The sequence below is a fragment of the Frankia sp. CeTa3Moorea genome, from assembly GCF_978021225.1.
Genome location: NZ_CDXDOR010000056.1, coordinates 4,634 through 30,872, shown reverse-complemented (window position 1 = coordinate 30,872; position 26,239 = coordinate 4,634). Strand labels below are relative to the sequence as shown.

The following is a 26,239-nucleotide window of genomic DNA, read 5'->3' as shown; positions in this document are numbered from 1 at the left end:
CCAGCTCGCGCCCGCCGAGCCCGGCGTGCTGGGCCACCGCCAGGATCGGCGGGATGTTGTCACCGGGGTGCGAGTAGTCGGCGGCCAGGAACGTGTCATGGAAGTCGAGCTCACGCACGGCCACGCCGTTCGCCCAGGCCGCCCACTCGGGCGAGACCCTGGTCTCGGGCGGCAGGCCGAAGACGGTGGCACCGGCGCGGCCGGCCGGCGGCGCGTGCCGCAGCGCCTGCTCCCGCGCCGCCGTCACCGGCTTCCTGGCCAGCGACGCGGCCGCGACGCCGGCGTTGTCGACCACCCGGTTGATGACCATCTCGGCGACGACGTCGGTCACCTCCACCGGATCGGACGCGACCGCGGCGATCTTCCAGGCAAGCTGGTCCTCGCGGCCCAGCCGCTCCTCGCTGCGGTAGACACGCACCTTGTGCTCGATCATGTCGACACCCATCTCCCCTCTGTCGCGTTTCTCTGCCCGGGCCGAGAGCACCCGGCCGGCGGGACACCCCGGCCGGGCCCCTGGTCAGACCATCAGCCGGAGACCGGAACCGGCCAGCGTGTCCCAGGCGGCACGCGGGCCCGGCGCGGTCGTGGACCGGGAGCCGGCACGGAGCTCGACGTCGCGCCGCAGCCGGGACGCGGCGGACGGGTCCGGGCCGGGGTGCACGTGGAAGCCCCGCCCGGACTTCTCGCCGAGCAGCCCGGCGTCGACCATCCGGGCCAGCGGCGGCGGGGCGAACTGCGGGTCGCGCAGCTCCTCGTACATCGACAGGGCGATGGCCTGCAGGTTGTCCAGGCCGATGAGGTCCGCGAGCCGCAGCGGGCCCATCGGGTGGGCGCAGCCGAGGACCATCGCCCGGTCCACGTCAGACACGCCCGCGTGGCCGGACTCCACCATGCGGATCGCGCCGAGCAGGTACGGGATGATCAGCGCGTTGACGACGAAGCCTGCCCGGTCGGTGGAGCGCACCACCTGCTTGCCGAGCGCCCTCGTCACGAAATCCTCGGCGGCGGCCTGGGTGGCCGGGCTGGTCAGCAGCGAGCTGACCACCTCGACGAGCGGCATCACCGGCACCGGGTTGAAGAAGCGCAGCCCGACGACCCTGGCCGCGCGCCTCGTCGACGTGCCCAGCTTCATGATCGCGACGGCGGAGGTAGTAGACGCGAGGAGGGCGTCCGGATCCTCGACGATCCGGTCGAGGTCCGCGAAGATCCGCTGCTTGAGCGGCGCGCTCTCGGTCACCGCCTCGACGACGAGCTGGCGGTCGGCGAGATCGGCGAGATCGGCGGTGAACCGCAGCCGCCAGGCGGCCCGGTCGCGCTCGTGCGGGGTCAGCCGCCCGCGGCGCACGGCCCGGTCCAGCGACTCCAGCACGCGGCGCCGGCCGGCGGCGGCCGTCTGGTCGTCCGTCTCGCAGACCAGCACGTCGAGGTCCGCGCGGATGCAGACCTCCGCGATGCCGGCACCCATGACGCCGGCGCCGACCACGCCGACCCTTTCCGTCCCATACATCTGCTCACCCCGATCTTCTGCCCACGGATTGAATGGTCGGCCGGCCCCGCGAATGCTTGTGGAAATGCGCTCGGTGGGATCGTCCGCCGCGTCGTGGACGTCGCCCGCTCCTGGCGTCCCGGTCGGTGCCAGGCAGGCTGTCAGCGCGATGGGGCCACTCTGGCACGCGGCCGAGCAGCGGGTCCAGAAAGCGAAGAAGTAAAATTTCGCGAATCTCGTGGTCAGGTCTGTGAAACCTGCGAATATCCTTTCGCCGATGGCGCGCAGGGGGCCGCGCGGAGACCGTCGGGCATCCGCCCAGGCTGGCCGGGGTCCCATCCGCGAACCTCGGCGGGACGCGGCCACCGGGAGCGAAGCCAGTGAAGTCCCGGCGCCACGACTCGCGGCGCGGCGGTCAGGGCTCGACGGAGTACGGCACGAAGGTGCTACGCGCCTCGTCGATGGCCAGCGGCCGGCCGATCTGCGCGGTCGCGCGCTGCGGGCAGCGCGGCCGGTCGCAGGTGCGGCAGCCGGGCCCGATCGGGGTGGCGGCCTTGGGGTCGTCGAGCGCCATCCCGCGCGCGTAGACCAGCCGGGGAGCGTGCCGCAGCTCGCAGCCGAGACCGATCGCGAAGGTCTTCGCCGGCTCGCCGTAGCCGCCGCGGTTGCGGGTGACGCTGCGGGCGACCCACAGGTAGCGCTGCCCGTCCGGCATCGCGGCGACCTGCACGACGACCCGGCCGGGCGCGGCGAACGCCTCGTAGACGTTCCAGAGCGGGCAGGTGCCGCCGGTCCTGGAGAAGTGGAAACCGGTCGCCGACTGGCGTTTCGAGATGTTCCCGGCCCGGTCGACGCGGACGAAGATGAACGGCACCCCGCGGGCCCCGGGGCGCTGCAGGGTGCTGAGGCGGTGCGCAATCGTCTCGTAGCCGACGCCGAAATGCTCGGCGAGCAGCTCGATATCGTACTTGAACTGCTCCGCGGCCCGGTAGAAGCTCATATAGGGCAATATCAGCGCGCCGGCGAAGTGGTTGGCCAGTCCGATCCGGGCCAGCCGCCGAGCCTCCGGCGACTCCAGCGACTCGGACGTAAGAATTTTCTCGATCAGCTCCTCCTGTTCCAGGAAGGCCAGCTGGGTGGCCATCCGGAACGCCTGCTGACCTGGGCGCAGATGCGGCGAGAAATGCAGCGTACGGTCGGCCCCGTCGAAGTAGTGCATGTCGGTGCGCGCACCGAACTCCTTGGCCGGGCGGCTCATGTGGGTGGTGCGGATCTGGTGCGCCTCGCCCAGGTGGCGGCGCAGCGCGACCCGGACCTCGCCGCGCCGGGCACCGATCCGCTCTGCGGTGGCCTCGGCCGCCCGGTCGAGCTCCTCGAAGTGGTTCTGGTGCCGGTAGAAGAAGTCCCGCACCTGCTGGTGCGGGTCGGCCTCGAGCACCACGGCGCGGGACTCGGCCACCAGCTCGGTCTGGTCGAGCAGGTGCCGGTACCGGCGGTACAGGCCGATCACGGCCTCGGCCACTTCGGGCAGGCCGCTGGCCAGCTCGTGCAGGTCCGCCGCCGAGACGTCACCGCCGCGGGACTCGGCGAGCAGCGCCTCGCGCAGCTCCGCGAGGGTGCGCGCCGAGTCCTGCGGCGCGAAGAACGCCGCGTCGACGCCGAACACCTCGCTGATCCGCAGGAGCACGGGCACGGTCAGCGGGCGGGTGTCGTGCTCGATCTGGTTGAGGTAGCTCGGCGAGATCGCCAGGACGCGGGCGAGGTCGACCTGGCTCATCGCGCGGTCCTCCCGCAGCCGCCGCAGCCGGGCGCCCGCGAACATCTTCTCCACCCGCCCACCCCCGGGCCTGCGCGTTCCTTACCGGACGGGACCGACGCTACCCGCCGCTCGCGAATTTCCCCATTCGCAAGATTGGCACGTCGGCCCCTCTTGGTTGTCGAAACTTCGCAGGTTCCGTGGGTCGACGGCCACCCAGTCCGGTTGCGAGCCTCGTCAGGGCACGGACGCTCCCTGCGCGGCGCAGGGGCGTAGGCGCACAGGAGGCTCGTGATGACGACCCAGGCGACACCTCGCGGCGCGCTGTCGGCCGCGCAGCAGGAGCAGACCGAGCTGCTGGAGCAGCAGTGGCGCACCGACCCGCGCTGGGCCGGGGTGCGACGCGACTACGGCGGGGCCGACGTCGTGCGGTTGCGCGGCAGCGTGCGCGAGCGGCACACCCTCGCCGAGCTCGGCGCCGACCGGCTGTGGCGGCTGATCCACGACGAGGACTACGTGCACGCCCTCGGTGCGCTCACCGGCAACCAGGCGGTGCAGCAGGTCCGCGCCGGGCTGAAGGCGATCTACCTGTCCGGCTGGCAGGTCGCGGCGGACGCCAACCTGGCCAGGCAGACCTACCCGGACCAGAGCCTCTACCCGGTCAACTCGGTCCCGGCCGTGGTGCGCCGGATCAACAACGCGCTGCTGCGGGCCGGCCAGCTGGAGGTCGCGGAGGGGACCGTCACCCGCGACTGGCTCGCGCCGATCGTCGCGGACGCCGAGGCCGGCTTCGGCGGACCGCTCAACGCCTACGAGCTGATGGGCGCCATGATCGCCGCCGGGGCCGCCGGCGTGCACTGGGAAGACCAGCTCGCCTCCGAGAAGAAGTGCGGCCATCTCGGCGGCAAGGTCCTCATCCCGACGAAGCAGCACGAGCGGACGCTCAGCGCCGCCCGGCTGGCCGCCGACGTCGCCGGGGTGCCGACCGTCCTCATCGCCCGCACGGACGCCCAGGCCGCGACGCTGATCACCAGCGACGTCGACGAGCGGGACCGGCCGTTCGTCACCGGCGAGCGCTCCTCGGAGGGCTTCTACTACGTCCGCAACGGCCTCGCGCCCTGCATCCAGCGCGGCATCGCCTACGCGGAGTACGCCGACCTGCTCTGGATGGAGACCTCCGAGCCCGACCTGGAAGTCGCCAGGGCGTTCGCCGAGGGGGTCAAGAAGGAGGCCCCGGACCAGCTGCTGGCGTACAACTGCTCGCCCTCGTTCAACCGGCCAGCTGCCCGACTTCCGCCCGGAAACCCGGCGCATCCGCGAGGACCCGGCCTGGCGGGTCGCCGCCCCGGCGCGGACCTGGCCGACCGCCGGGTCGAGATCACCGGGCCGCCGAACCGCAAGATGGCTATCAACGCGCTCAACTCGGGCGCCAAGGTCTGGATGGCGGACTTCGAGGACGCCACGGCCCCCACCTGGGCCAACGTGATGGATGGGCAGCTGGCCCTGAAGGACGCCGTCGCCGGCACGCTGAGCTTCGTCAGCCCGCAGGGCAAGTGGTACACGCTGGGCGACGAGCTGGCGACGATCGTCGTCCGGCCGCGCGGCTGGCACCTGACCGAGCGGCACGTCACCCTGGACGGCTGCCCGGCGCCCGCGGCCCTCGTCGACTTCGGGCTGTACTTCTTCCACAACGCCCGCGCGCTGGTCGAGCGCGGCGCCGGGCCGTACTTCTACCTTCCCAAGATCGAGAGCCACCACGAGGCGGAGCTGTGGAACGACGTGTTCCGTTTCGCCCAGGACCGGCTCGGGATGCCGCGCGGCACCATCCGCGCGACCGTCCTGATCGAGACGATCACGGCCGCGTTCGAGATGGAGGAGATCCTCTACGCGCTGCGGGAGCACTCGGCCGGGCTCAACGCCGGCCGCTGGGACTACATCTTCAGCGTCATCAAGAACCTCGGCGACCGGCCGGACTTCGTCCTCCCGGACCGGGCGGCGGTCACCATGACGGTCCCGTTCATGCGCGCCTACACGGAACTGCTGGTCCGCACCTGCCACCGGCGGGGCGCGCACGCGATCGGCGGCATGGCCGCGCTCGTCCCCGGCTCCGACCCGGCCGCGAACGAGCAGGCGTTCAACCGGGTCGCCGAGGACAAGCGCCGGGAGGCCGGCGACGGGTTCGACGGCTCGTGGGTCGCCCACCCCGGCCTCGTCCCCGTCTGCCGGCGCGAGTTCGACGCCGTCCTCGGCGACCGCCCGCACCAGCTCGACCGGACCCGCGAGGACGTCCGCGCCGCGGCGGCGGACCTGCTCGCCGTCCGGCTCACCCCCGGGCGGGTCACCATCGACGGCGTCCGCGGCAACGTCGCGGTCGCCGTCGGCTACCTGGACGCCTGGCTGTCCGGCACCGGCGCCGTCGCCCTGAACGGCCTCATGGAGGACACCGCCACCGTCGAGATCGCCCGCACCCAGCTCTGGCAGTGGATCCGGCACGAGACCCCGGTCGCCGAGGGCGGCGTGGTCACCGCCGACGAGGTCCGCGCCGTGCTCGACGAACACCTCACCGCGCTCGCCGAGGCCGGCGCCGACGGCGCTCGGATCGCGGCGATCCAGGCCCTGATCGAGGAGGCCGCGCTGAGCGACACCCTGCCGACGTTCATCACGCTTGGCGCCTACGACCGGCTGGTACCCCCGGCGAGCGGACCCACTACGTCGGCGGGTGGATGTCCGGACGACGCGTTCCGCCGGCCGTGGACCCCCGCGCCGCTACCGGTCGGTGAGGCTTCGGCGGCCGGCGGCAGTACGGCCGACACGACCGGCAAGATCACGCCTGGAGGGCGCAGCGCTGACCGGCGGGAGGCACCGGGCAATACCGGTCAGGACCGATTCCACCGCCGTCGCGGGCCGGGGAAGGCCGGCATGAGACCACGCTTTACTAATTTCCCTGACCTATTAGACTGCGACGGTGGACCGAGTAGCCGACAGGCCCCAGAGCCTCGCCCGTTCCGCGGACCCGGCTCGCGTGAATGACTACGACAGCTTTGCCGAGGAGTACTCGGCAGCGACCGAGAAAAATCTCGTGAACTCGTATTACGAGCGGCCCGCGATGCTGGCCCTCGCCGGAGACGTGGCCGGCCGTCGGGTCCTGGATGCTGGCTGCGGCGCAGGCGCCCTGTCCGCCGCGCTGCGCGATCGCGGTGCGGTCGTCACCGGCATCGACGTCAGCGCCAGGATGCTGGAGTTGGCCAGGCGACGACTGGGCGACGACACGGCCCTGCACCTGGTCGACCTGAGAGACCCCCTGCCGTTTGCTGACGGCGCATTCGACGACGTGGTCGCGTCGCTGGTACTGCACTACCTGGAGGACTGGGGGCCTACGCTGGCCGAGGCGCGGCGAGTGCTCAGGCCCGGCGGCCGGCTGATCGCGTCGGTGGACCATCCTTTCGTGGCCTACACGATCCAGAATCCTCGCCCTGACTATTTTGCGACCACCAGCTACACCTTCGACTGGGCGTTCGACGGGCAGTCCGTCCCGATGAGGTTCTGGCGTAGGCCACTGCACGCGATGACCGATGCCTTCACCACCGCCGGATTCCGTCTTTCCGGCATCAGCGAGCCGCAGCCCGACCCGGTCGCCCGCGAGCTTTTCCCCAACGACTTCCACGACCTCTCCACCAAAACCATCTTCCTGTTCTTCGTCGTCGAGGTCCCGCCGTTGGCCGTCGGCTCGGACGACCAGGCCAGTCGCCGGCCATGAGCGGAGCCAGCGTCCCTTGCAAGTCGAGGGCCTTCGTGAGCGATGCCTCCCCGGACGAAGTCCGGCACCCTTCCAGCTCCGTGAGGCGCCCGGGAACACGCACCGATCTGCCGGGCGATCACCGAAGGTGACGAGAACGGCGCCGCGGAGGTGACGGTCACCCAGATCGGCAAACAGCCTGCGCAACATCCTCGACGCGATGACCGACGGGCTTGGCCGCGCGGTGCACGACGCACGCCGAGGGTCGGCTAATGGGCCGCGGCGGATGTCGAGCCCGACACCGGGGACATCCGGTCGGCGGCGGCGTTTGGAAGGTGCTGGCGCGGGGGCTACAGGTTCGCCTGCCAGCGGTGTCCGGGGTGCGCGCGGGCGAGGAGCCTGGCCAGGGTCCGGCGCTGGGTCGACGTCAGGTGCGGGATGGTTTCGTCGAAGTCTGCCTGGTCCTTGGGGCGGGCGTGCTTGGCCTTGAACAGCAGGACCAGTTCGGGTGCCAGATACGGGATGCCTGGACCTTCTCGCTGGACCAGGACACCTACCTCGCCGGCGTCGAGGCGGTCCGTTGCCGGATCGAGGCCGGCGACGTCTACCAGGTCAACCTGTGCAGGCTGCTGTCCGCGCCGATGCCCGAGGGCAGGCCGGATGCCGCGGCGCTCGCGGCGGTGCTCGCGCGGGGGAATCCCGCGCCGTACGCCGTCACCCTCGACGTGCCCGAAGCCGGTCTGTGGATCGTGGGAGCGTCGCCGGAGCTGTTCGTGGCACGCGACGGCGACATGGTTCGCTCGGGACCCATCAAGGGGACCGGTCACACAGCCGCTGATCTGCGCGAGAAGGACTACGCGGAGAACGTCATGATCGTGGATCTGGTCCGCAACGACCTGGGCCGTGTCGCGCGGGCCGGTAGCGTCACCGTGCCCGCGCTGTGCGCGGTCGAGGCTCATCCAGGCCTAGTCCATCTGGTCTCCACGGTCGAGGCCCGGCTGGCGCCGGGGACTGGCTGGGCCGAGCTGCTCGCGGCGGTCATGCCGCCCGGGTCCGTCGCTGGGGCGCCGAAGTCGACCGCGCTGCGGATCATCAGCGCCCTGGAGCCAGTCGCGCGCGGTCCCTACTGCGGCGGCGTCGGCTGGGTGGATGCCGACCACGGCCGAGGGTGGCTGTCGGTCGGCATCAGGACGTTCTGGCTGGACGACGGACGGCTCTGGTTCGGCACGGGCGCCGGTATCACCTGGGGCAGCGATCCCGCGGCCGAGTGGCGGGAGACCCAGCTCAAGGCCGACCGCCTGCTCAGGCTCGCCTCGCACCGGGTAGGGCATGGCCTCCGTGCCAGTGGGACGGCGGACCAGCAGGTGGCGCCGTGCCGTGCCCTCGGTGACGGCGGCCTGGACGGCACGAGCCAGACGCGGCACGAGAGCCGCTGACGGGCCGCTGGGCGAGGACTTCGCCGCGGAGTCGGCCCCTCGGGTGGATCGGCGGCTCCCGCGCCAGCCACCGTTCAGCGCGCCGTGGCCGCGCCGGTCCAGCCTGCCGCCTCAAGGTCGATCTCCGGGTAGACGGGGAACCGCCCCAGCAGGTCGGTGACCCGGGCCCGCGCGGCCTCGGTCGTGGCGGCCTCGATCTCGTAGTTCGCCTTGCTCGGCCGGCCGCCGCCGTCGAAGATCTCGTCGACCTCGGTTTCTCCCATGCCGAGCGTGGTGATCGCGGCGGTGTCGAGGCGCAGGCCGCTGGTGTACCACGGCCCGTTCGCGTCGAAGGGCAGAGCGTTGCGGTTGAGTGTCAGGCCGACCGACCGCAGTGCCGCCTCCCCCTGCCGGCCGGTGAGGCCGAGGCTCGCCACGTCGGCGAGGACAAGGTGGTTGTCGGTGCCGCCGGTCAGCACCGGCAGGCCCCTGCTGATCAGCCCCTCGGCGAGGCGGCGGGCGTTCTGGACGATCCGCGCGGCGTAGTCCCTGAACGAGGGGTCGAGCGCCTCGCGGAGGGCCACGGTCTTCGCGGCCATCACATGTGGCAGCGGCCCGCCGAGAAGCAGGGGGCAGCCCTTGTCGACCGCGTCCGCGAACTCGCCGGTGCTCAGCACGAAGCCGCCCCTCGGACCGCGCAACGTCTTGTGCGTCGTGCTGGTCACCACATGCGCGTGCTCGACCGGGTTGTAGTTCCCGGTGAACATCTTCCCGGCAACAAGCCCAGAGAAATGCGCCATGTCGACCATCAGAACGGCGCCGACGTCCTCGGCCATCTGGCGGAGCCGCGCGAAGTCGATGAGCCGGGGGTAGGCGCTGTACCCGGCGAGCAGGATCAGCGGGCGGACCTCACGCAGCTGCTGGTGCAGCGCGTCGAGGTCGATGCGCTTGGTTTCCCGGTCCACCGTGTACTGGTGGGTGTCGAAGAGGCGGGACGACACGTTGAGGCGGTACCCGTGGGTGAGGTGCCCTCCGGAGTAGTAGTCCAGGCCGAGCAGCCGCTGGTCGTGCAGCTCGCCGCGGAGCTGGCTCCATTCCGCCGCGGTGAACTCGCCGGAGTTCTTCCGGGCGAACTTCTCCAGGAACCGCGACTCGACCCGCTCGGCCAGGATCGCAAGAAAGGCCACCAGGTTGGCATCCGCGCCCGAGTGCGGCTGGATGTAGGCGTGGTCGGCCCCGAACAGCTCGCGAGCGTACGAGGCGCCGAGTGTCTCGATTGTGTCGACGTTGTCGCAGCCCGCGTAGAAGCGCTTGCCCGAGATGCCCTCGGCGTACTTGTCCGTGAGCAGGTTGCCCTGCGCGAGCTGCACCGCCAGCGACGCGTAGTTCTCGCTGGCGATGAGCTTGATGTTGGAACGCTGGTCGACCAGCTCCTGGACGATGCCGGCCGCGACGGTCGGTTCCGTCGCTGCGACCACATCCAGCTGGGTGAAGAACGCGAGCGCGGCGGGCTCGGCCGACGTGCCCATCGCCGCCAGGTAGTTTCTGCTCAACGACAGGCCGCGCCCCACGGACGATGCTGGCAGCGTCATGGTTCCTCCACTTGTCTATGATCTTGCGGGCGGCATGTCCGGCGCGGCTGTGGCCGACGCCCGACGGCGAGGGCGGGGGGCGGTCGCGCCCCGCCCTCGTCATCTCCGCGGGCGCGGGTTACAGCTGTGTCCTGGCCTCGCGGGCCGCGGTGACCAGATTGGTGAGGGTCGCGCGGACCTCGGGGTAGCCACGGGTCTTGAGCCCGCAGTCGGGGTTGACCCACAGCCGCCCGGCGGGGAAGGCGTCGGTCGCGACGCGCAGGTGCTCGGTGATCTCCTCGACGGAGGGCACCCGAGGCGAGTGGATGTCCCACACCCCGGGGCCGACCTCGTTCGGGTAGTCGGCGCGCGCGAGGTCGGCGACGATGGCCATCTTCGAGCGGGCCGCCTCCAGGCTGATCACGTCGGCGTCCATGTCGACGATCGCCTGGAGCACGTCGCCGAACTCGGCGTAGCACATGTGGGTGTGGATCTGCGTCTCGTCGCGCACCCCGGACGTGGTCAGCCGGAACGACTCGACTGCCCAGGCCAGGTACTCGGCCCGGTCGGCGCGCCGCAGCGGGAGGGTCTCGCGCAGCGCCGGCTCGTCGACCTGGATCACCCCGATGCCCGCGGCCTCCAGGTCGGCCACCTCGTCGCGCAGGGCGAGCGCGACCTGCCGCGCGGTGTCGGCCCGTGGCTGGTCGTCGCGGACGAACGACCAGGCCAGCATGGTGACCGGGCCCGTGAGCATGCCCTTGACCGGCTTGTCGGTGAGGCTCTGGGCGTAGGTAGCCCAGGCGACGGTCATCGGCTCCGGACGGACGACGTCACCCAGGATGATCGGCGGCCGGACGTAGCGCGAGCCGTACGACTGCACCCAGCCGTCCGTCGTCGCGAGGAACCCGGTCAGCTGCTCGCCGAAGTACTGCACCATGTCGTTGCGCTCGGGCTCGCCGTGCACCAGCACGTCCAGCCCGAACTCCTCCTGGGCGGCGATCACGTTGCGGATCTCGGTCCGCATCGCCTCGACGTAGCCGTCCGGGGACATGCTCCCGTTGCGCAGCGCGGCCCGGGCCTGGCGCAGACTCGCGGTCTGCGGGAACGACCCGATAGTGGTCGTCGGCAGCTGCGGCAGGCTCAGCCGCTCCGCCTGGACCAGGTCACGCTTCTCGTAGGGGCTCGCCCGGTGCAGGTCCGCGCCGGTCACGGCCGCGGCCCGCTGGTGCACCGCCTCGACCCGCACGAGCGGCGACACGGCCCGGGCGGCGAGACGCGCGGCGTTGGTCTGCAGGGCGCCGGCGATGGCGTCCCGTCCCGAGGTGAGGCCGGCGGTGAGGGTGACGATCTCGTCGAGCTTCTGCCGGGCGAAGGCCAGCCAGCCGGCAATCTCGGGGTCCAGGTCGCCCTCGAGGACCACATCCAGCGGGACGTGCAGCAGGGAGCAGGAGGCCGAGACGTCGACTCGGCCGGCGAGGCCCCGCAGGCTCTCGATCGTGTCGAGGGTGGCGGCCAGGTCGGCGGCCCAGATGTTGTGCCCGTTGACGACGCCGGCGACCAGTCGCTTGTCGCCGAGGCCGCCGGCGGCGGCAAGGGCCGCCAGGTTGGCCGACGCCGGTCCGACGAAGTCGAGCGCGACGCCGTCGAGGGCGCTGTCGCGCAGCACCGGCAGCGCGTCACCGACCCGGTCGAAGTAGGTGGCCAGCAACAGCTTCGGCCGGTCCGCCGCGGCGGTCAGCGTTGCGTAGGCGCCGCTGACCGCCTCCAGGACCGCCGCAGGCTGGTCAAGGACCAGCGCCGGCTCGTCGAGCTGGACCCACTCGGCCCCGGCGGCCCGCAGCTGGCGCAGCACGTCTGCGTACAGCGGCAGAATCCGGTCCAGCAGCGACAGCGGCTCGAAACCCTCGCCCGCGTCCGGAGCCGCCTTGGCCAGCAGCAGGAACGTCACCGGGCCGACCAGCACCGGCCGGGTGAGGACACCGGCGTCCTTCGCCTCGGCGAACTCACCGAGCGGCTTGGCCGCGTCCAGGCTGAAGTCGGTGTCGGGGCCGAGCTCGGGCACCAGGTAGTGGTAGTTGGTGTCGAACCACTTCGTCATCTCCAGCGGCTCGGCGTCCGCGGTGCCGCGAGCCATGGCGAAGTAGCGGTCCAGCCTGCCCTTCGGCGTGCTCACCTCCGGGACCGCCGTACGGTGGCGCGCCGGGATGGCGCCGAGCATGACGGCGGTGTCCAGCACGTGGTCGTACAGCGAGAAGTCGTTGCTCGGGATCTCCTCGATCCCGGCCTGCCTCAGCTGGGCCAGGCGCTCCTGGCGTAGCTGCCGAGTGGCCGCCAGCAACTGCTCGGCGTCGCTCGTGCCCGCCCAGTACGCCTCGGTCGCCTTCTTCAGCTCCCGATTGGCACCCTGCCGGGGATACCCGTACACCGTCGCGCGACTAAGCGGTGCGGTCGTGCTCATGGGCTCTCCTTCGCGAGTCCACCTGACCTCGCGAACAGACCAGCACGACACCGGCACCCCGACTGGTCGTCGAAAGTCCGACCGAGAGGCGCCGACGGCGCGGACCCACCCACGAGGTCACAGCCAAGCGTGCTCGCGACCGCGCGCACGCACAGCGGGCAGGTCTTCGGACTCGTGGGCCTTCCCGATCCGTTCGGACGGGGCTCCCTACTGGCCGTCGCTTCCCAAACCCCGGGCCCGCCCAGCTCAAGGCCGGTCGAGCCGCTACGAGTTCAGTGCTGTCCCGCCGCACCCGTCAGGTGCGGCATCGGACGGTGTTCGTTCCCACTCACCGCTGCGGGGCAGTCCCGGATTCCCACCGGGTTCCCTCTCACGTCTCCCACCACCCATTACCTCGTCGAGGCACCGAGTGGCGGTCGAACCAGCTGCGCTCAGCAGCCTAGCAACGGCACCGGGGGCCGGAGGCACGAGCCGGCATGTGGCGTGAGGTCGTCTCGCTCACGGCCTCGCCGACGAGCGCCCAGCCTCCCGCACCCGCGTCCTCAGCCCGTCGCGGCGTCGGCGCGCGGGCCGTCTGCCGCCCCGTCCGGCCGGCGGAGCGGTACAGAAGCATCTCCTGATCTGGGTTCGGACCCGCCGGGCGGACATGGCGGTCAGGCTGAGGGCTCCGCCCATCGGGCGGCGTAGCACGCGGCGCCGCCTGCGACGGCGGCGTGGACGGCACGGCCCAGGCGGGCTCCCCATCGCGAGCGCGGGCCGCAGTACTCGACTCCCGGCGGTCCACCAGCGGAGCCGGCGGGGCAGCACACCACGAGGGCGTCGGACGCCGTGCCGGTGCCGGGAACGCCGGCTTCCAGCAACGCCTGGCTCTTCGCCTCGGTGGCCGTGACGACGGCGTTGACCAGGGCCGCGTCGCTGAGCAGCACGGGCAGCAGGCAGACGAGGTTGACCGTGCCGGGACGCCACCGCGCCGCGGGCAGCCCCAGCTCGGCGGCGATCTCCTCGAGGTGGCGCGCGGGATCGTCCCGGCAATAGTCCTGCGCCACCTCGGCGTTGATGACCCACTCGCCGACCGCGAGCCCGCCGATGCCCCGAGGGCATCCGCCGTACCAGCGGACTCGACGCTCACCACGGCCGCCGTACCGACGCACCCGTCGGTACCCGCAGGCCAGGCCGCGGCGGCCCGGCCTCTTCGCGTGAGACGACCGGCCCGTCGCACGCCGTCCGCGTCATCGACGTCCCGTCCACCTCACGCCGACGAGGCGCCGATGGGTTGTGACGCATCAGTTTCCGGGCTACCGGTCGGTGCTGCGCCGCTGGTCTGGGACCGGACGTGCGGCGAGCGTGGTCAGGAGCAGACGTCGGGGGCAGTCGAGGTCAGTCGTTGGGCACTCCGGGCCCGGACAGTCGGCGCAGGAAGGCAGTGCCTGTGCCTGGCGGGTCAGGCCGTCGAGATAGTCGACGAGCAGGTCCAACTGATGGCGCAGCTCGCGCATCCGGGCCGACTGCGCGCCGGCTTGGCGGCGGTGTGCGCGCAGCTGTTGGTAGGCGTGCGGTTCGAGCATCACCATCTCGGCGCCGTCGACCTCGACCCGCCGGGGGACAGAGCGGTCACTCATCAGGCTCGCCCTTCCCCAGCCCGCCGCCCGGGTATCGGCTGGCCGTGCCGTGTGGGCACCACCGACGCTGTGTTGCGGGCGGCCTTCGGAAAGTTGACCGTGACAATCGACCCCGGAGCACCCTCGCTCAGCACTTTCCGTGAGCGCTTACTCTCCGCGATCACCCCTGTCTATTCGGTACCAGCCTACGCAATTCTCTCGGCTGGCGCGCCGCACGCGCGTTGGGCGTTCGGTGTCCCCACGGGGGGCGGGCGGGTGGCGTAGTGAGCGGCCATGGGCGCGCTTGCGCGCGGCAGGTCGACGATGCCGCGTCGGCCACGAGCTGACCGCCGTCGGGTCAGCGTCGTACCGATGTGGCCGCGGGCCGGATGCGTTTCCCGAGGGAAGGAAACCATGTCGGCTTTCACGACCAACGGCAGCCGGGTGGGCAGCGGGACGGGCACCGTCCGGACGACCGTTCTCGGCTACCCCCGGACCGGGCGGCACCGCGAGCTGACGACCGCGACCGAGGCCTACTGGGCGGGGCGGATCGACGCCGCGGAGCTGGAGCGCACGGCGGCGGCCCTGCGCGCCGAGGTCTGGGCCGAGCTCGCCGACGCCGGGCTCGACACCGTGCCGTCGAACACGTTCTCGTACTACGACCACATGCTGGATACCGCGGTGCTCTTCGGCGCGGTTCCCGCCCGCTACTGGCCGACCGGCGAGGGCGCGCGGGGCCGGTCCGCCGAGCTCGGCTCCTACTTCGCGATGGCGCGCGGCGCAGGCGGCGTGCCCGCACTGGAAAGGGCCAGGTGGTTCGCCACCAACTGCTTCTGCATCGTCCCCGAGCTCGACGAGGGCACCCGGTTCCGGCTGGCCGGTGACAAGCCGTTGCGCGAGTTCGCCGAGGCCAGGGCGATCGGGGTGACCACCCGGCCGGTCCTCGTCGGCCCGCTCACCTTCCTGCTGCTCGCCAAGGCCTCGGACGAGGCGGCGGCGTTCACGCCCCTCGACCTGCTCGGCGACCTGGTCGCCGCCTACGGCGAACTCCTGCGACAGCTGGCCGACGCGGGGGCCTCGTGGGTGCAGCTGGACGAGCCGGTGCTGACCCGGGACCTGTCCGCGCAGGAGCTGACCGCGCTGCGCCAGGCCTACCTCACGCTCGCCGCGGCCCCGTGGCGGCCGAAGATCCTGGTGGCGACCTCCTTCGGGGAGATCGGGCCGGCCCTGCCCGCCCTGGCGGACATCGGGGTGGAGGCGATCGGCCTGGACTTCGTCGCGGGCCCGGGCAACCTGGCGGCGCTGGCGGCTGTAGGCGGCCTCGGCTCGGCCACCGTCGTCGCCGGGGTCGTCGACGGGAGCACCGTCCGACGCACCAACCTGCGGGCGGCCCTGTCGACCTGCGCGACGCTGTTCGGGCTGGCGGGCCAGGTCGTGGTAAGCACGTCCTGCTCGCTGCTGCACCTGCCGCCTGACCTGGAAACCAGGCTCGACCCGCGGTCGGTCGACCGGACGGCGTCCGCGCGGCAGAAAGTCGACGAGGTCGTGCTGCTCGGGCGCATGCTTCGGGAAGGCCGCTCGGCTGGCGGGGAGAACCGCTGACAGCCGCCCCTCAGCCGTGCCGGAAGCCGGTGCCGGTGCGGTCGAGCGGGTCGGGCTCCAGCCCGAGGTGACGGGCCCGCAGCTCGTCCCAGACGTCGAGCTGACCGAAGTCCGGGCGCTCCCGCAGCCGCTGGTCCTCGGTGAGGAACGGGTTGGGCAGCAGGACGGTGATCAGCTGCTCGCCGATACCGTTGAACATCCGCAGGCCCCAGCTGACCGGCGCACCGGCGGCGTCGAGGCGGCGGTAGAGCTCGACGCGGGCGGCGCGGCGGATCCGGCCGAGTTCGGGGCCGCTGGCGGTGTGCTCGCCGATACAGAGGTGGAAATGCCAGGTGCCGAGGTCGACGGTGGCGTAGCCGTCCAGCATCGAGATCTTCCTGGCCGGGGCGGGGGCGGCGATCTCCCAGGCGGCGCCCTGCACGATGACCCCGAAGACGATGCGCCGCCAGTGGTCGGTGAACAGCGACGTCACGATGTCGAGCAGCGTGTCGGTGTCGGTCGGCAGCGCGAAGACGTGCAGCGTTCCGTTACCCAGTTCCTCGACCGTCCGGTATCCACTGGGTTCGCTGTCCGGGTGGGGCTCGAGGGATATCTCCGTCATGTCGCCTCCGTTGGTGTGGCCTTGGACGTGGTCGGGCGCGGGGAGCCGGCCCGCGCCCTGGCGGGCGCCGCAGCCCCGCCCCGCGCGGCCGCCACGGGCCGGGCGGCGAGGGGGCAGTCGCCGCAGGTTCCGCCGCCGGGCACCCGGTAGTACAGGCAGCAGCTCGTCCGGGTGACCGAACCGAGGTCGAGGCCGCCGGTCGTGGTCGTGGCGTGCGTGGTTGTGCCCGCCAGCGGCCCCAGTCCGAGCAGGTGTGCCGCGATGTGGTCGACGTCGCCACGGACCAGCGGACCGACTGGCTCCGCGCCGGGAAGCGGCTTCCCGGACCTGGCGAGGATCACCCGGACGGCGCCGACGAGCGCTGAGGCCGCGTTGCCCCACAACAGGCCGGTGGCGGTCCGCGTCTCGGCGTGGGTCGCGTCCACCAGCCGGGCCAGATGCCCGTCGACCACGGTCCCTGCCAGCAGCCTGGCCAGTTGGTCCGGGCTGGCGTCCGGGTCCGGGAGCCACCCACCGGGCTGTTCGACGACCAGCCTGACCGGCTGGCCCGGGACGGGGGCCACCCACAGGTCGTCGGCCCGCAGGTCCGGCACGACACCGCCGAGGGCGAGCGCGCCCAGGCTGACCGACCAGAGCCGGGCCGCGTAGCCGAGAATCAGCGTGGACGCGGCGACGCGCCGCTCCGCGGTGCCCAGCCGCTCGGCGAGCGCGTCGATCGCCCGGGCCAGCGGAGGACCCGCCTGGTAGAGCTCGCCTGCCGTCGAGGCCGTGGGGCCGTGCGGAACCTCGGGCTGCGAGGTCCACTCGTGATCGGCACCGTCACGGACGGCTATCGCGAAATAGGGGCCGATGGCGACGAGGCCCCGCAGCGCGCGCTCCACCGCCACCGGGTCCGCCCGCGCCACCCGCGCTTCGCTCCCGCCGGCCGGGGCCGCGGGGGTGCCGGGCGCCGCGGCCCGCGCCCGCGACCAGGCCGCGACGTCGCCGACCGCCGGCAGCGGCGTCAGCGCGCCGTCGGCCGCGCCGACGAATCCACCGGACCGGGTGTGCAGCACCTCGATGTCCGCCGGCCCCTCGGTGACCACTGTCCAGCCGTCCCTGGCGAGCAGCCGCCCCAGCGCGCCCCGCACCGCCGCCGCCCGCTCCGCCGCGGGTGCGCCCCACGGCCGGTGGCCCGCCGCGGCGGCCGTCCCTGCCACCGGTTCCTCGGCGGTGGCTTCGCCCCGTGTGCCCCCCGCCGTCTCCAGGCTGCGGCCGGCAACCGGTGGTGCGGGTGCACGCGGGATGCGGGCCGTGCCGACCGCCGGCGGGCTCGGCCGGAAGGTCGCCGTGACCGGCTCGAAGCGTAGCTCGTCGCTGTCGAAGGTCGCGGCGATCCGGCCAGTGAGGACGAGGTGCTCGGGGGAACCGGTGTGCACCGCGCGTTCCCGGTCGACCAGCCAGACCGCGTCCGCGACGCGCAGCGCGAGCTCCAGCTCGTGCGTGGACACGACGACGGCGAGGTCGCGCTCCCGGGCGAGCCGGCGCAGCAGGGCCGTCAGCGCCACCCGGGACGGGGCGTCGAGGAAGGCGGACGGCTCGTCGAGCAGCAGCAGGCTCGGCTCCTGCGCGAGCGCGCGGGCGACCAGGACCCGCTGGCGCTCGCCGTCGGACAGCTCGTCGGCCTCCCGGTTGGCCAGGTGCCCGGCGGCCACCGCGTCCAGCGCCCAGGTGACGACTTCCTGGTCATGGGCGCCCAGCGCGCCGGTCACGCCCGTGTGCGGATGCCGGCCGAGCGCTACCAGGTCACGTGCCGTGATCATTGCGAGGTCGATCCGGTCGGTGAGCACGGCAGCGACCCGCCGGGCCCGCTCCGCCGACGTCAGCGAACGCAGGTCCACGCCGTCGAGCAGGGCCGCGCCGGCGAGCGGCGGCTGGAGGCCGGCCAGGGTGCGCAGCAGCGTCGACTTGCCGGCGCCGTTCGGGCCGAGGAACACGGTCAGCTCGCCGCGCCGCGCGGCCGCCACCACCTCGGTGAGGATCGGGCGTTCGCGGCGGGCCAGCCGCGCCGTCCGCCCGAGACGGTATCCGACGGTGAGCGCGCGCAGCTCGAGACCGCCGCCGGCCTGCAGGCCGGCGCTCACCGCGGCCGCGCCGGCCGCCGCGCGGCCCGCCGGGTCACCCGCCCTCTCTCCCGCCATGTCGGCCGTCACGCCACGCCCGCCACCGAGGAGCGCGCGCGCAGCAGCACGGCGATGACGACCGGCGCGCCGACCAGCGACGTCACGACGTTGATCGGCAGGAGCAGGTCGGTGCCGGGCAGCTGGGCGACGATGGAGCAGGCCAGCGCGACGAGCGCCCCGGTCAGTGCGACGCCGGGCAGCAGCACCCGGTGGTCGGAGGTGGCGAGCAGCCGGCGCGCGATGTGCGGCACGGCGATCCCGAGGAACGCCACCGGGCCGCAGTACGCGGTCACCGCCCCGGCGAGCAGCGAGGAGCTGGCCAGGACGGCGGTGCGGACCCGGCGGACGCGCACGCCCATCGTGCTGGCGTAGCTCTCGCCGAGCAGCAGGGCGTTCAGGGGCTTGGCGCTCGCCAGCCCGACCGCGATCCCGGCCGCCGCCACCGGGACGAACACGGCCAGGTCGTCGGTGGAGGTGCCGGAGAAGCTGCCGAGCTGCCAGGTGAAGAACTGGATCGCGCGCTGCGGCGCGGTCCAGGCCAGCAGCAGCGACACGATCGAGCTGACCGCCGAGCTGAGCACCACGCCGATCACCAGGAGGGTGACGACGGAACGGACCCAGCGGGCCAGGGTGAGCACCGCGGCGAGCACGACCGCCGCGCCGCCGGCGGCCGCCGCCACCACCCCGAGGCGCCCGGCGCCGAGCGCGCCGGCGGCGAACGCCCCGCCGGTGCCGCCGACGCCGGCGACGACGATCGCGACGCCCAGGCTCGCGCCCGCGCTCACGCCGAGCGAGTACGGGTCGGCCAGCGGGTTGCGGAACAGGGTCTGCATCTGCAGGCCGGCGACGGCGAGCGCGGCGCCGGCCAGGGCCGCCGTCACCGCGCGCGGCAGCCGCACCTGCTCGATCACCACGGCCCACCGGGGGTCGTGCGGATCCGCCCCGGTCAGCACCCGCAGCACCTCGGGCAGCGGGACGTGCACCGAGCCGATCGCGAGGGCGAGGGCGAACAGCGCGGCGACGCCGGCCGCGAGCCCGCCGAGCCCCAGCGCGCGCCGGAGGCGCCGGCGCGCGGACGCCGGCGGCGCGGACGGCACGGTCAGCTCAGCTTCTTGTAGAAGACGAACGTGTGGCCGGGCACGAGCTCGGGGTGCAGGATCGCGACCAGGTCGGCGAGCACCAGGTCGGGCCGGGTCACGCCGCGCTCCCAGTAGTCGTTGCCGCCGCCGGGCCCGATGGCCAGGGTGTTCGTCCAGACCTGGCCGCCGGGCTGCGCCGCGGCGAGGGTGCCGTAGCGGGGGTCCTCGGCGACCGCGTCGCCGACCGTGTCCCACTCGCCGTCGGCCAGCCAGACCGGCGCGTCGCCGCCGTCGGCGAACACCGCCTCGAAGCTGAGTTCCAGGCTGCCGGTGTCGGTCTCGTCCTCCCACGGGTAGGTCGCGCCCGCGTCCGACAGCAGCTTGCCGACGTAGCTGCCGCCGGACGGCATGTACCAGGTGCCCTCGTACATCGAGCCGGGCAGCACCTTCACCGGGGTGACCCCGGCGGCGGTCGCCTTGTCCGCGATGGCGGAGTAGTCGGTCTGGATCTGGCCGAAGACCTTGGCGGCCTGCTCCTCGTCGCCGGTGAGCGCCGCCATCACCTTGATCCACTCGGCCCGGCCGAGCGGGTCGCCCTCCAGCCATTCGGCGTTGGCGACGACCGTCACGCCCGCCTTGCGGATCGTCGCGTACTCGGGCGAGTCCGTCCCGTCGGTCATCAGGACGTCGGGGGCGGCGCTGACCACCTTCTCCACGTCGATCTGGTAGTTCGGGGCGTACTCGACGACCTTGCCGGCGTCGATCTGCTCGCGCACCTCAGGGCTGGAGACCAGGCTGGCGCTGGAGACCCCGGTGAGGACGTCGACCGCGTCCAGGTCGACCAGCAGCGGTAGGTGGGTCGTCGACCCGGAGTAGAGGCTGGTGATCGGCACCTCGATCTGCGGGGCGGCGGCGAGGTCTCCGGTCAGCTCCGGTGCCGGCGCGCCGCAGCGCACCAGCACGTACGACTCCGGCTTGCCGTCCGGGTACGGCTCCTTGACCGTGAGTACCTGGTAGCTGTTGTGGTAGGTCAGCGTGACGTTCTTGGCCGCCTCGAACGTCGACTTCACCGGGAAGTAGTCGGTCTCGGCGTTGAACGACGTCACGCACCCGCGCGCGTCGAGGGCTGCGGAGCCACCGGCCTCGTCACCGTCGTCGTCCCCGCAGGCCGCCAGCGAGACCATCGCCAGCACGCCGGCCAGCACCGCAGCGACGGCGGTCCGGCGACGCGGCCGGCCGGGCCGGCGGCGTCGCGACGGCCGCGCGGGCGCGTCGGCAGCGGCTGCCGAAAGCGCGGGATCAGACTCAGCACAAGCAGGCACGCTCACGCGGACCGCCTCTCCAGCACCTCGTGGATGGGTCACTCGATGCCGTGGCCGGTCTCCTGGCTGACGGGTCGACGCCTCCAGGTCAGCCTTCCCAGGCGAACACGCCCAGTGACTTCCGCCGCACCGCGGACCAGACCCGAGACTTCCCGATCACAGTGGCGAGGGCCGCGCCGGCATCACACCGGCTTCCCGAACACCACGGCAACGCCACGCTACGCGACCGGAGCCCAACCGGGCAAGAGGCACAGATCGGCCATCGCCGCGACGACGAGCACACCGGCGGTCAGGACCGGCCCGAGCCGCCGGCGGTCCTTCCCGCCTCGGGCCAGCCCCCGCTCCGGCGGCCGGGCGGGCGGAGCCCGGGGACACGGCTGCCACGGATCGACGTCACACCGACACGGGCCGCGACTACTGGACATAGTATGGTGTCCTACTTTATGGTCCCCTACCAAGGTCCATGGTGTCAGGGAAGCCGGTGTGAATCCGGCGCGGTCCCGCCACTGTGACCGGGGAGCCGGACTCCCGTGATGCCACTGGCCGCGTGCCGGGAAGGCAGGAGTCCGCGCCGATCCGGGAGCCAGGATACCGGCCGTGGGCGACCGTGTACTTCCACGAGGATGGAGTCGGAACGCATGTCAGCCCTGCTTTTTCATGCCCCCTTCCGAGCCGCCCGGCGACATTTCGACTGATTCCCGGCGGCTTTCGCACTCCTTCTTTCTTCACATCCTTCTCCCGGCGCGCCGCGGCCGCCGGGGCGATGCAGGCTGCGCACTTTCGGAAGGTCAGGCGAAATTTCTCATGCGAGAACTCACGCATCACGTCGGCGGAAAGCCGGTCCCGGGCACCTCGGGTCGTTTCGGTGCCGTCTACGACCCGAGTACCGGGCGGGAGCAGGCGCGGGTACCACTGGCGTCGCGCGCAGAGGTGGCCGACGCCGTCGCGGCGGCGGCCGACGCCCAGCCCGGCTGGGCCCGGCTCAACCCCCAGCGCCGGGCCAGGGTGCTGGCGCGCTTCCTCGAACTGGTCCGGGCCGAGCAGGACTCGCTCGCCCGGCTGCTCGCCGCAGAGCACGGCAAGACGGTGGCCGACGCGCACGGCGACATCGAGCGCGGCCTGGAGGTGGTCGAGTTCGCCACCGGCATCCCGCACCTGCTCAAGGGCGAGTACTCGGACGCGGCCGGCACCGGCATCGACGTGTACTCGATGCGCCAGCCCCTCGGGGTCGTCGCCGGGATCACCCCGTTCAACTTCCCTGCGATGATCCCGCTCTGGAAGGCGGCACCGGCGCTGGCCTGCGGTAACGCATTCGTGCTCAAGCCGTCGGAGCGTGACCCCTCGGTGCCGCTGCGGCTGGCGGAGCTGTTCCTGGACGCCGGCCTGCCGCCGGGCGTGTTCAACGTCGTCAACGGCGACAAGGAGGCCGTGGACGCGCTGCTGACGGACCCCCGGGTCGAGGCGGTCGGCTTCGTCGGGTCGTCCGACATCGCCCAGTACGTCTACGCCACCGCCGCCGCGCACGGCAAGCGGGCGCAGTGCTTCGGCGGGGCGAAGAACCACATGGTCGTCATGCCGGACGCGGACCTCGACCACGCGGTGGAGTCCCTGGTCGGCGCCGGCTACGGGTCGGCTGGCGAGCGCTGCATGGCGATCTCGGTCGCCGTCCCGGTGGGCGAGGCGACGGCGGACGCCCTGGTCGAGCGGCTCGCCGCGCGGGTCACGGCGCTGCGGATCGGGCCGGCGCTGGACGACGCCACCGAGATCGGCCCGCTGGTCACCCCCGCGGCCGTGGCCCGGGTCCGCGACTACCTCAGCTCCGGCGTCGAGGAGGGCGCGAGCCTGGTCGTCGACGGCAGCGGCAACCCGCTCGCGGGCACCGAGCACGAGCAGGGCTTCTACCTCGGCGCGTCGCTGTTCGACCACGTCACCCCGGCGATGCGGATCTACCGGGAGGAGATCTTCGGCCCGGTGCTCTCGGTCGTGCGCGCCGCCGACTACGAGGAGGCGCTGCGGCTGCCGAACGAGCACGAGTACGGCAACGGCGTGGCGATCTTCACCAGGGATGGGGACACCGCCCGGGACTTCACCCACCGGGTGAACACCGGAATGGTCGGCGTGAACGTGCCCATCCCGGTGCCCATCGCATACCACACGTTCGGCGGCTGGAAGCGTTCCGGATTCGGCGACCTGAACCAGCACGGGCCGGACTCGATCCGTTTCTACACGAAGACGAAGACCGTCACCTCCCGCTGGCCCAGCGCCCGGGTCCGGGAACAGGCCAGCTTCGTCATCCCCACGATGAAGTGACGGCGACCGGTGGAGACGCTGTCACCTGAGCGGCGCGCGCTCCGCGAGACCGCCGGCGATTTCGCCGACGAGTTCCTCGCGCCGAACGCCGTCAAATGGGACCAGACCCAGCATTTCCCGGTGGACGTGCTGCGCCGGGCCGGCGAGATCGGCATGGGCGGGATCTGCGTCGCCGAGGACGTCGGCGGCTCCGGGCTGGGCCGCCTCGACGTGGTCCTCATCTTCGAGGAGCTGGCCGCCGGCTGCCCGTCGATCGCCGCGTACATCTCCATCCACAACATGGTCGCCTGGCTGATCGACCAGTACGGCGACGACGAGCTGCGCGCCCGGGTTCTGCCGGAGATGTGCGCGATGGCCCGGCTCGGCAGCTACTGCCTGACCGAGCCGTCGGCCGGCTCGGACGCGGCGGCGATCACCACCCGGGCCAGCCGCGACGGTGACGACTACCTGCTCGACGGCGTCAAGCAGTTCATCTCCGGCGCCGGCGTCTCCGACGTCTACGTCGTGTTCGCGCGGACCGGTGCGAGCGGACCCGCCGGCATCTCAGCGTTCGTCGTCGAGCGCGGCACCCCCGGCCTGTCGTTCGGCCCGGACGAAGGCAAGATGGGCTGGAAGGCACAGCCCACCCGCCAGGTCATGCTCGACGGCGTCCGGGTGCCGGCGGGCAACCGCCTCGGCCCCGAAGGGGCGGGCTTCCCGGCGGCGATGCGGGCGCTCGACGGCGGCCGGCTCAACATCGCCGCCTGCTCGCTGGGCGGCGCCCGGTCGGCGCTCGACCGCACCGTGCGCTACCTGGGGGAACGCCACGCGTTCGGGGCGCCGCTGGCCGACGCGCAGGCGCTGCGGTTCCGGCTCGCCGACATGGGCACTGAGGTGGCCGCGTCCCGCGCCCTGCTCTGGCAGGCCGCGGACGCGCTCGACCGCGGCGACCCGGCCGCCACCCAGCTGTGCGCGATGGCCAAGCGCTTCGTCACCGACGCCGGCTTCACCGTCGCGAACGAGGCCCTGCAACTGCACGGGGGCTACGGATACCTCACCGAGTTCGGTTTGGAGAAGATCGTGCGAGACCTGCGGGTGCACCAGATCCTCGAGGGCACCAACGAGATCATGCGGGTGATCGTGTCCCGCGCGCTGCTGGCGGACGCCCGATGACCGCTGGCGCGCTGGCCGAGGGCACCGACGAGGTGATCCGCCGGGTCGACGGCCCCGTCGGCCGGCTCACCCTCGACCGGCCCAAGGCCATCAACGCGCTGACCCACGCCATGGTGCTCGCGATGACCGAGGCGCTCGCCGACTGGGCCACCGACGACTCGATCACCTGCGTGCTCGTCGACGGCGCCGGCGAGCGCGGGCTGTGCGCCGGCGGCGACATCCGCTCGATCTACCACGACGCCCGGTCGGGCAGCACCGGGTCCGTCGACTTCTGGGCCGACGAGTACCGGCTGAACGCCTTCGTCGCCCGCTACCCGAAGCCCTACGTCGTGCTGATGGACGGCCTGGTGATGGGCGGCGGCGTCGGGATCTCCGCGCACGGCTCGGTCCGCGTCGTCACCGAGCGCTCCAGGATCGGCATGCCGGAGACCGGCATCGGGTTCGTGCCCGACGTCGGCGGCACCTGGCTGCTGTCCCGGATGCCCGGCCAGACGGGCACCCACGCCGCGCTCACCGCCGGCACCCTGTCCGCCGCCGACGCGATCACCGGCGGGCTCGCCGACCATCTCGTCCCCGCCGAGAGGCTGCCGGAGCTCGTCGGCCTCCTGGCCGCCGGCACGCCGCCGGTGAAGGCGGTCGAGACGCTGGCCGTCCCCGCCGGCCCGGGGCCCCTCGCGGCCGCGCAGGAGTGGATCGACTCCTGCTACGCCGCGGACACGGTCGAGGCGATCCTCGAGCGGCTGCGCGCGCACGGCGACCCGGCGGCCGCCGCCGCTGCCGACGCGATCGCGGCGAAGTCCCCGACGGCGCTCACCGTCACCCTCGCCGCGCTGCGCCGCGCCGCAGCCCTCCCGGATCTGGCCGCGGCGCTCGTCCAGGAGTTCCGGATCTCCGCCGCCTGCCTGCGCCACCACGACTTGGCCGAGGGGATCCGCGCCCAGATCATCGACAAGGACCGCTCCCCGCGCTGGGCGCCCAGCACACTCGCCGACGTCGACGACGCCCTCGTCGCCGAGTTCTTCACCACGCCGGCCGGCGGCGACCTCGATCTCGACCTCGCCCGGGGCCTCGCCCGCGCCCGCCGGCGGGTGATCCGATGACCGGCCAGGCCGCCGCCGACGCGGCGGGGCGGCGGGTTGCCTTCCTCGGGCTCGGGAACATGGGCGGCCCGATGGCGGCCAACCTGGCCCGGGCCGGCGCCCAGGTCGCCGGGTACGACCCGGTGCCGGCCGCGGCGGGCCGGGCCGCCGCGGCCGGGGTGTCCGTCGCGGCCGACCCGGCGGGCGCCGTCGCCGACGCGGACACGGTCATCACCATGCTCCCGTCCGGCCGCCACCTGCTCGACTGCTACACGGCGATCCTGCCGAAGGCCCGTTCCGGCACCCTGTTCGTCGACTGCTCGACGGTCGGCGTCGCCGACGCACGGGCCGCGGCCGCCGCCGCGCTCGCCGCCGGCCACCGCGCCTGCGACAGCCCCGTGTCCGGCGGGGTCGCCGGCGCCGAGGCCGCCACGCTGACCTTCATGCTCGGCGGCGACGAGGCGACGGTCACCGACGCCTCCTCTGTGCTCGCCGCGATGGGCCGGCGGATCATCCACTGCGGCGGCTCCGGCGCCGGCCAGGCCGCCAAGATCTGCAACAACATGCTGCTGGGCATCACGATGATCGGCGTCAGCGAGGCGTTCGTCCTCGGCCGCGCCCTCGGCCTGACCGACCAGGCGTTCTTCGACGTCGCGTCGGTGTCCTCCGGGCAGTGCTGGGCGCTGACCTCGAACTGCCCGGTGCCCGGCCCGGTGCCGGCGAGCCCGGCAAACCGCGGTTACCAGGGCGGGTTCGCCGCCGGCCTGATGCTCAAGGACCTCGGCCTCGCCACCGCCGCCGCCACCGAGACCGGGGTCGACGCGGAGCTCGGCCGCCGCGCCGCCAGCATCTACGCCGCATTCGTCGACCAGGACGGCCCGGGACGCGACTTCTCCGCCGGCCTCACCGCCC

The 26,239-nt window shown here is 72.9% G+C and carries 19 protein-coding genes and 3 riboswitches; of the genes, 8 read left to right on the top strand and 11 right to left on the bottom strand.

Annotated features, from left to right (window positions below; genetic code table 11):
- The 3 genes from AC08OV_RS12210 to AC08OV_RS12200 all read right to left on the bottom strand — a co-directional run.
- Nucleotides 1-433, bottom strand: a 433-nt coding sequence (locus AC08OV_RS12210; protein ID WP_476619680.1) for an MmgE/PrpD family protein, incomplete at its 3' end; no start/stop codon positions are given.
- Between the two features lie 84 nt (nt 434-517).
- Entirely contained in the window at nt 518-1,507 is a 990-nt protein-coding gene (locus AC08OV_RS12205) for a 3-hydroxybutyryl-CoA dehydrogenase (RefSeq protein ID WP_476616144.1), read from the bottom strand.
- A 394-nt stretch (nt 1,508-1,901) separates the two neighbouring features.
- The gene (locus AC08OV_RS12200; RefSeq protein ID WP_476619681.1) at nt 1,902-3,308 is read right to left on the bottom strand and encodes a short-chain fatty acyl-CoA regulator family protein; all 1,407 of its coding nucleotides are present in this window, start codon (nt 3,306-3,308) and stop codon (nt 1,902-1,904) included.
- A 228-nt stretch (nt 3,309-3,536) separates the two neighbouring features.
- On the opposite strand from AC08OV_RS12200, the gene aceB reads away from it, so the two are divergent.
- From aceB to AC08OV_RS12185, 3 genes are all read left to right on the top strand, one after another.
- Nucleotides 3,537-6,272, top strand: a complete 2,736-nt coding sequence (gene aceB / locus AC08OV_RS12195; protein ID WP_476614527.1) for a malate synthase A — start codon at nt 3,537-3,539, stop codon at nt 6,270-6,272.
- Complete coding sequence (locus AC08OV_RS12190; RefSeq protein ID WP_476614526.1) at nt 6,265-6,999, top strand: class I SAM-dependent methyltransferase; 735 nt, start codon at nt 6,265-6,267, stop codon at nt 6,997-6,999. The genes aceB and AC08OV_RS12190 overlap by 8 nt, the downstream gene beginning before the upstream one ends.
- A 350-nt stretch (nt 7,000-7,349) precedes the next feature.
- A complete protein-coding gene (locus AC08OV_RS12185) occupies nt 7,350-8,414 on the top strand; it encodes a chorismate-binding protein (RefSeq protein ID WP_476614525.1) in 1,065 nt (354 codons plus the stop codon).
- Between the two features lie 74 nt (nt 8,415-8,488).
- Here AC08OV_RS12185 and AC08OV_RS12180 read toward each other — a convergent pair whose 3' ends face one another.
- The 4 genes from AC08OV_RS12180 to AC08OV_RS12165 all read right to left on the bottom strand — a co-directional run bounded on the left by AC08OV_RS12180 (nt 8,489) and on the right by AC08OV_RS12165 (nt 14,041).
- Nucleotides 8,489-9,985 carry an aminotransferase class I/II-fold pyridoxal phosphate-dependent enzyme gene (locus AC08OV_RS12180; protein WP_476614524.1) on the bottom strand — a complete coding sequence of 499 codons (1,497 nt, stop codon included), beginning with the start codon at nt 9,983-9,985 and terminating at the stop codon, nt 8,489-8,491.
- Between the two features lie 118 nt (nt 9,986-10,103).
- On the bottom strand, nt 10,104-12,422 hold the full coding sequence (gene metE / locus AC08OV_RS12175; RefSeq protein WP_476614523.1) for a 5-methyltetrahydropteroyltriglutamate--homocysteine S-methyltransferase: 2,319 nt from the start codon (nt 12,420-12,422) through the stop codon (nt 10,104-10,106).
- A gap of 140 nt (nt 12,423-12,562) precedes the next feature.
- Nucleotides 12,563-12,847, bottom strand: a riboswitch (cobalamin riboswitch).
- A 228-nt stretch (nt 12,848-13,075) separates the two neighbouring features.
- Nucleotides 13,076-13,573 carry an adenosylcobinamide amidohydrolase gene (locus tag AC08OV_RS12170; protein ID WP_476614522.1) on the bottom strand — a complete coding sequence of 166 codons (498 nt, stop codon included), beginning with the start codon at nt 13,571-13,573 and terminating at the stop codon, nt 13,076-13,078.
- A gap of 144 nt (nt 13,574-13,717) precedes the next feature.
- Entirely contained in the window at nt 13,718-14,041 is a 324-nt protein-coding gene (locus AC08OV_RS12165; protein WP_476614521.1) for a hypothetical protein, read from the bottom strand.
- A 393-nt stretch (nt 14,042-14,434) separates the two neighbouring features.
- Between AC08OV_RS12165 and AC08OV_RS12160 the strand changes: the two genes are divergently transcribed.
- Nucleotides 14,435-15,622 (top strand): hypothetical protein, encoded by a 1,188-nt coding sequence (locus tag AC08OV_RS12160; protein WP_476616121.1) that lies wholly within the window; start codon nt 14,435-14,437, stop codon nt 15,620-15,622.
- A 10-nt stretch (nt 15,623-15,632) separates the two neighbouring features.
- Here AC08OV_RS12160 and AC08OV_RS12155 read toward each other — a convergent pair whose 3' ends face one another.
- From AC08OV_RS12155 to AC08OV_RS12140, 4 genes are read right to left on the bottom strand one after another with little or no spacing between them, the layout of a single operon-like run.
- A complete protein-coding gene (locus tag AC08OV_RS12155) occupies nt 15,633-16,223 on the bottom strand; it encodes a DUF7676 family protein (RefSeq protein ID WP_476616122.1) in 591 nt (196 codons plus the stop codon).
- Complete coding sequence (locus AC08OV_RS12150; RefSeq protein ID WP_476619679.1) at nt 16,220-18,403, bottom strand: ATP-binding cassette domain-containing protein; 2,184 nt, start codon at nt 18,401-18,403, stop codon at nt 16,220-16,222. The genes AC08OV_RS12155 and AC08OV_RS12150 overlap by 4 nt, the downstream gene beginning before the upstream one ends.
- Nucleotides 18,404-18,411: 8 nt before the next feature.
- A complete protein-coding gene (locus AC08OV_RS12145; RefSeq protein ID WP_476614536.1) occupies nt 18,412-19,482 on the bottom strand; it encodes a FecCD family ABC transporter permease in 1,071 nt (356 codons plus the stop codon).
- A gap of 2 nt (nt 19,483-19,484) precedes the next feature.
- Nucleotides 19,485-20,792 (bottom strand): ABC transporter substrate-binding protein, encoded by a 1,308-nt coding sequence (locus tag AC08OV_RS12140; RefSeq protein WP_476614537.1) that lies wholly within the window; start codon nt 20,790-20,792, stop codon nt 19,485-19,487.
- 29 nt (nt 20,793-20,821) lie between these two features.
- A riboswitch (cobalamin riboswitch) is annotated at nt 20,822-21,008 on the bottom strand.
- Nucleotides 21,009-21,213: 205 nt separating this feature from the next.
- Nucleotides 21,214-21,400, top strand: a riboswitch (cobalamin riboswitch).
- A 190-nt stretch (nt 21,401-21,590) separates the two neighbouring features.
- Between AC08OV_RS12140 and AC08OV_RS12135 the strand changes: the two genes are divergently transcribed.
- From AC08OV_RS12135 to mmsB, 4 genes are all read left to right on the top strand, one after another.
- Entirely contained in the window at nt 21,591-23,096 is a 1,506-nt protein-coding gene (locus tag AC08OV_RS12135; protein WP_476614538.1) for a CoA-acylating methylmalonate-semialdehyde dehydrogenase, read from the top strand.
- 9 nt (nt 23,097-23,105) lie between these two features.
- On the top strand, nt 23,106-24,248 hold the full coding sequence (locus tag AC08OV_RS12130) for an acyl-CoA dehydrogenase family protein (RefSeq protein ID WP_476614539.1): 1,143 nt from the start codon (nt 23,106-23,108) through the stop codon (nt 24,246-24,248).
- The gene (locus tag AC08OV_RS12125; protein WP_476614540.1) at nt 24,245-25,348 is read left to right on the top strand and encodes an enoyl-CoA hydratase/isomerase family protein; all 1,104 of its coding nucleotides are present in this window, start codon (nt 24,245-24,247) and stop codon (nt 25,346-25,348) included. The genes AC08OV_RS12130 and AC08OV_RS12125 overlap by 4 nt, the downstream gene beginning before the upstream one ends.
- On the top strand, nt 25,345-26,239 hold an 895-nt coding region (gene mmsB / locus AC08OV_RS12120; RefSeq protein ID WP_476619678.1), incomplete at its 3' end, for a 3-hydroxyisobutyrate dehydrogenase. The genes AC08OV_RS12125 and mmsB, both read left to right, overlap by 4 nt.

Bases quoted from the DNA above. Each gene is read 5' to 3' on its own strand.
- AC08OV_RS12165 (WP_476614521.1), bottom strand. From the start codon at position 14,041: ATGAGTGACCGCTCTGTCCCCCGGCGGGTCGAGGTCGACGGCGCCGAG.
- AC08OV_RS12125 (WP_476614540.1), top strand. From the start codon at position 24,245: ATGACCGCTGGCGCGCTGGCCGAGGGCACCGACGAGGTGATCCGCCGG.
- AC08OV_RS12135 (WP_476614538.1), top strand. From the start codon at position 21,591: ATGCGAGAACTCACGCATCACGTCGGCGGAAAGCCGGTCCCGGGCACC.
- aceB (WP_476614527.1), top strand. From the start codon at position 3,537: ATGACGACCCAGGCGACACCTCGCGGCGCGCTGTCGGCCGCGCAGCAG.
- AC08OV_RS12150 (WP_476619679.1), bottom strand. From the start codon at position 18,403: ATGGCGGGAGAGAGGGCGGGTGACCCGGCGGGCCGCGCGGCGGCCGGC.
- AC08OV_RS12155 (WP_476616122.1), bottom strand. From the start codon at position 16,223: ATGACGGAGATATCCCTCGAGCCCCACCCGGACAGCGAACCCAGTGGA.
- AC08OV_RS12200 (WP_476619681.1), bottom strand. From the start codon at position 3,308: ATGTTCGCGGGCGCCCGGCTGCGGCGGCTGCGGGAGGACCGCGCGATG.
- AC08OV_RS12180 (WP_476614524.1), bottom strand. From the start codon at position 9,985: ATGACGCTGCCAGCATCGTCCGTGGGGCGCGGCCTGTCGTTGAGCAGA.
- metE (WP_476614523.1), bottom strand. From the start codon at position 12,422: ATGAGCACGACCGCACCGCTTAGTCGCGCGACGGTGTACGGGTATCCC.
- AC08OV_RS12160 (WP_476616121.1), top strand. From the start codon at position 14,435: ATGTCGGCTTTCACGACCAACGGCAGCCGGGTGGGCAGCGGGACGGGC.
- AC08OV_RS12205 (WP_476616144.1), bottom strand. From the start codon at position 1,507: ATGTATGGGACGGAAAGGGTCGGCGTGGTCGGCGCCGGCGTCATGGGT.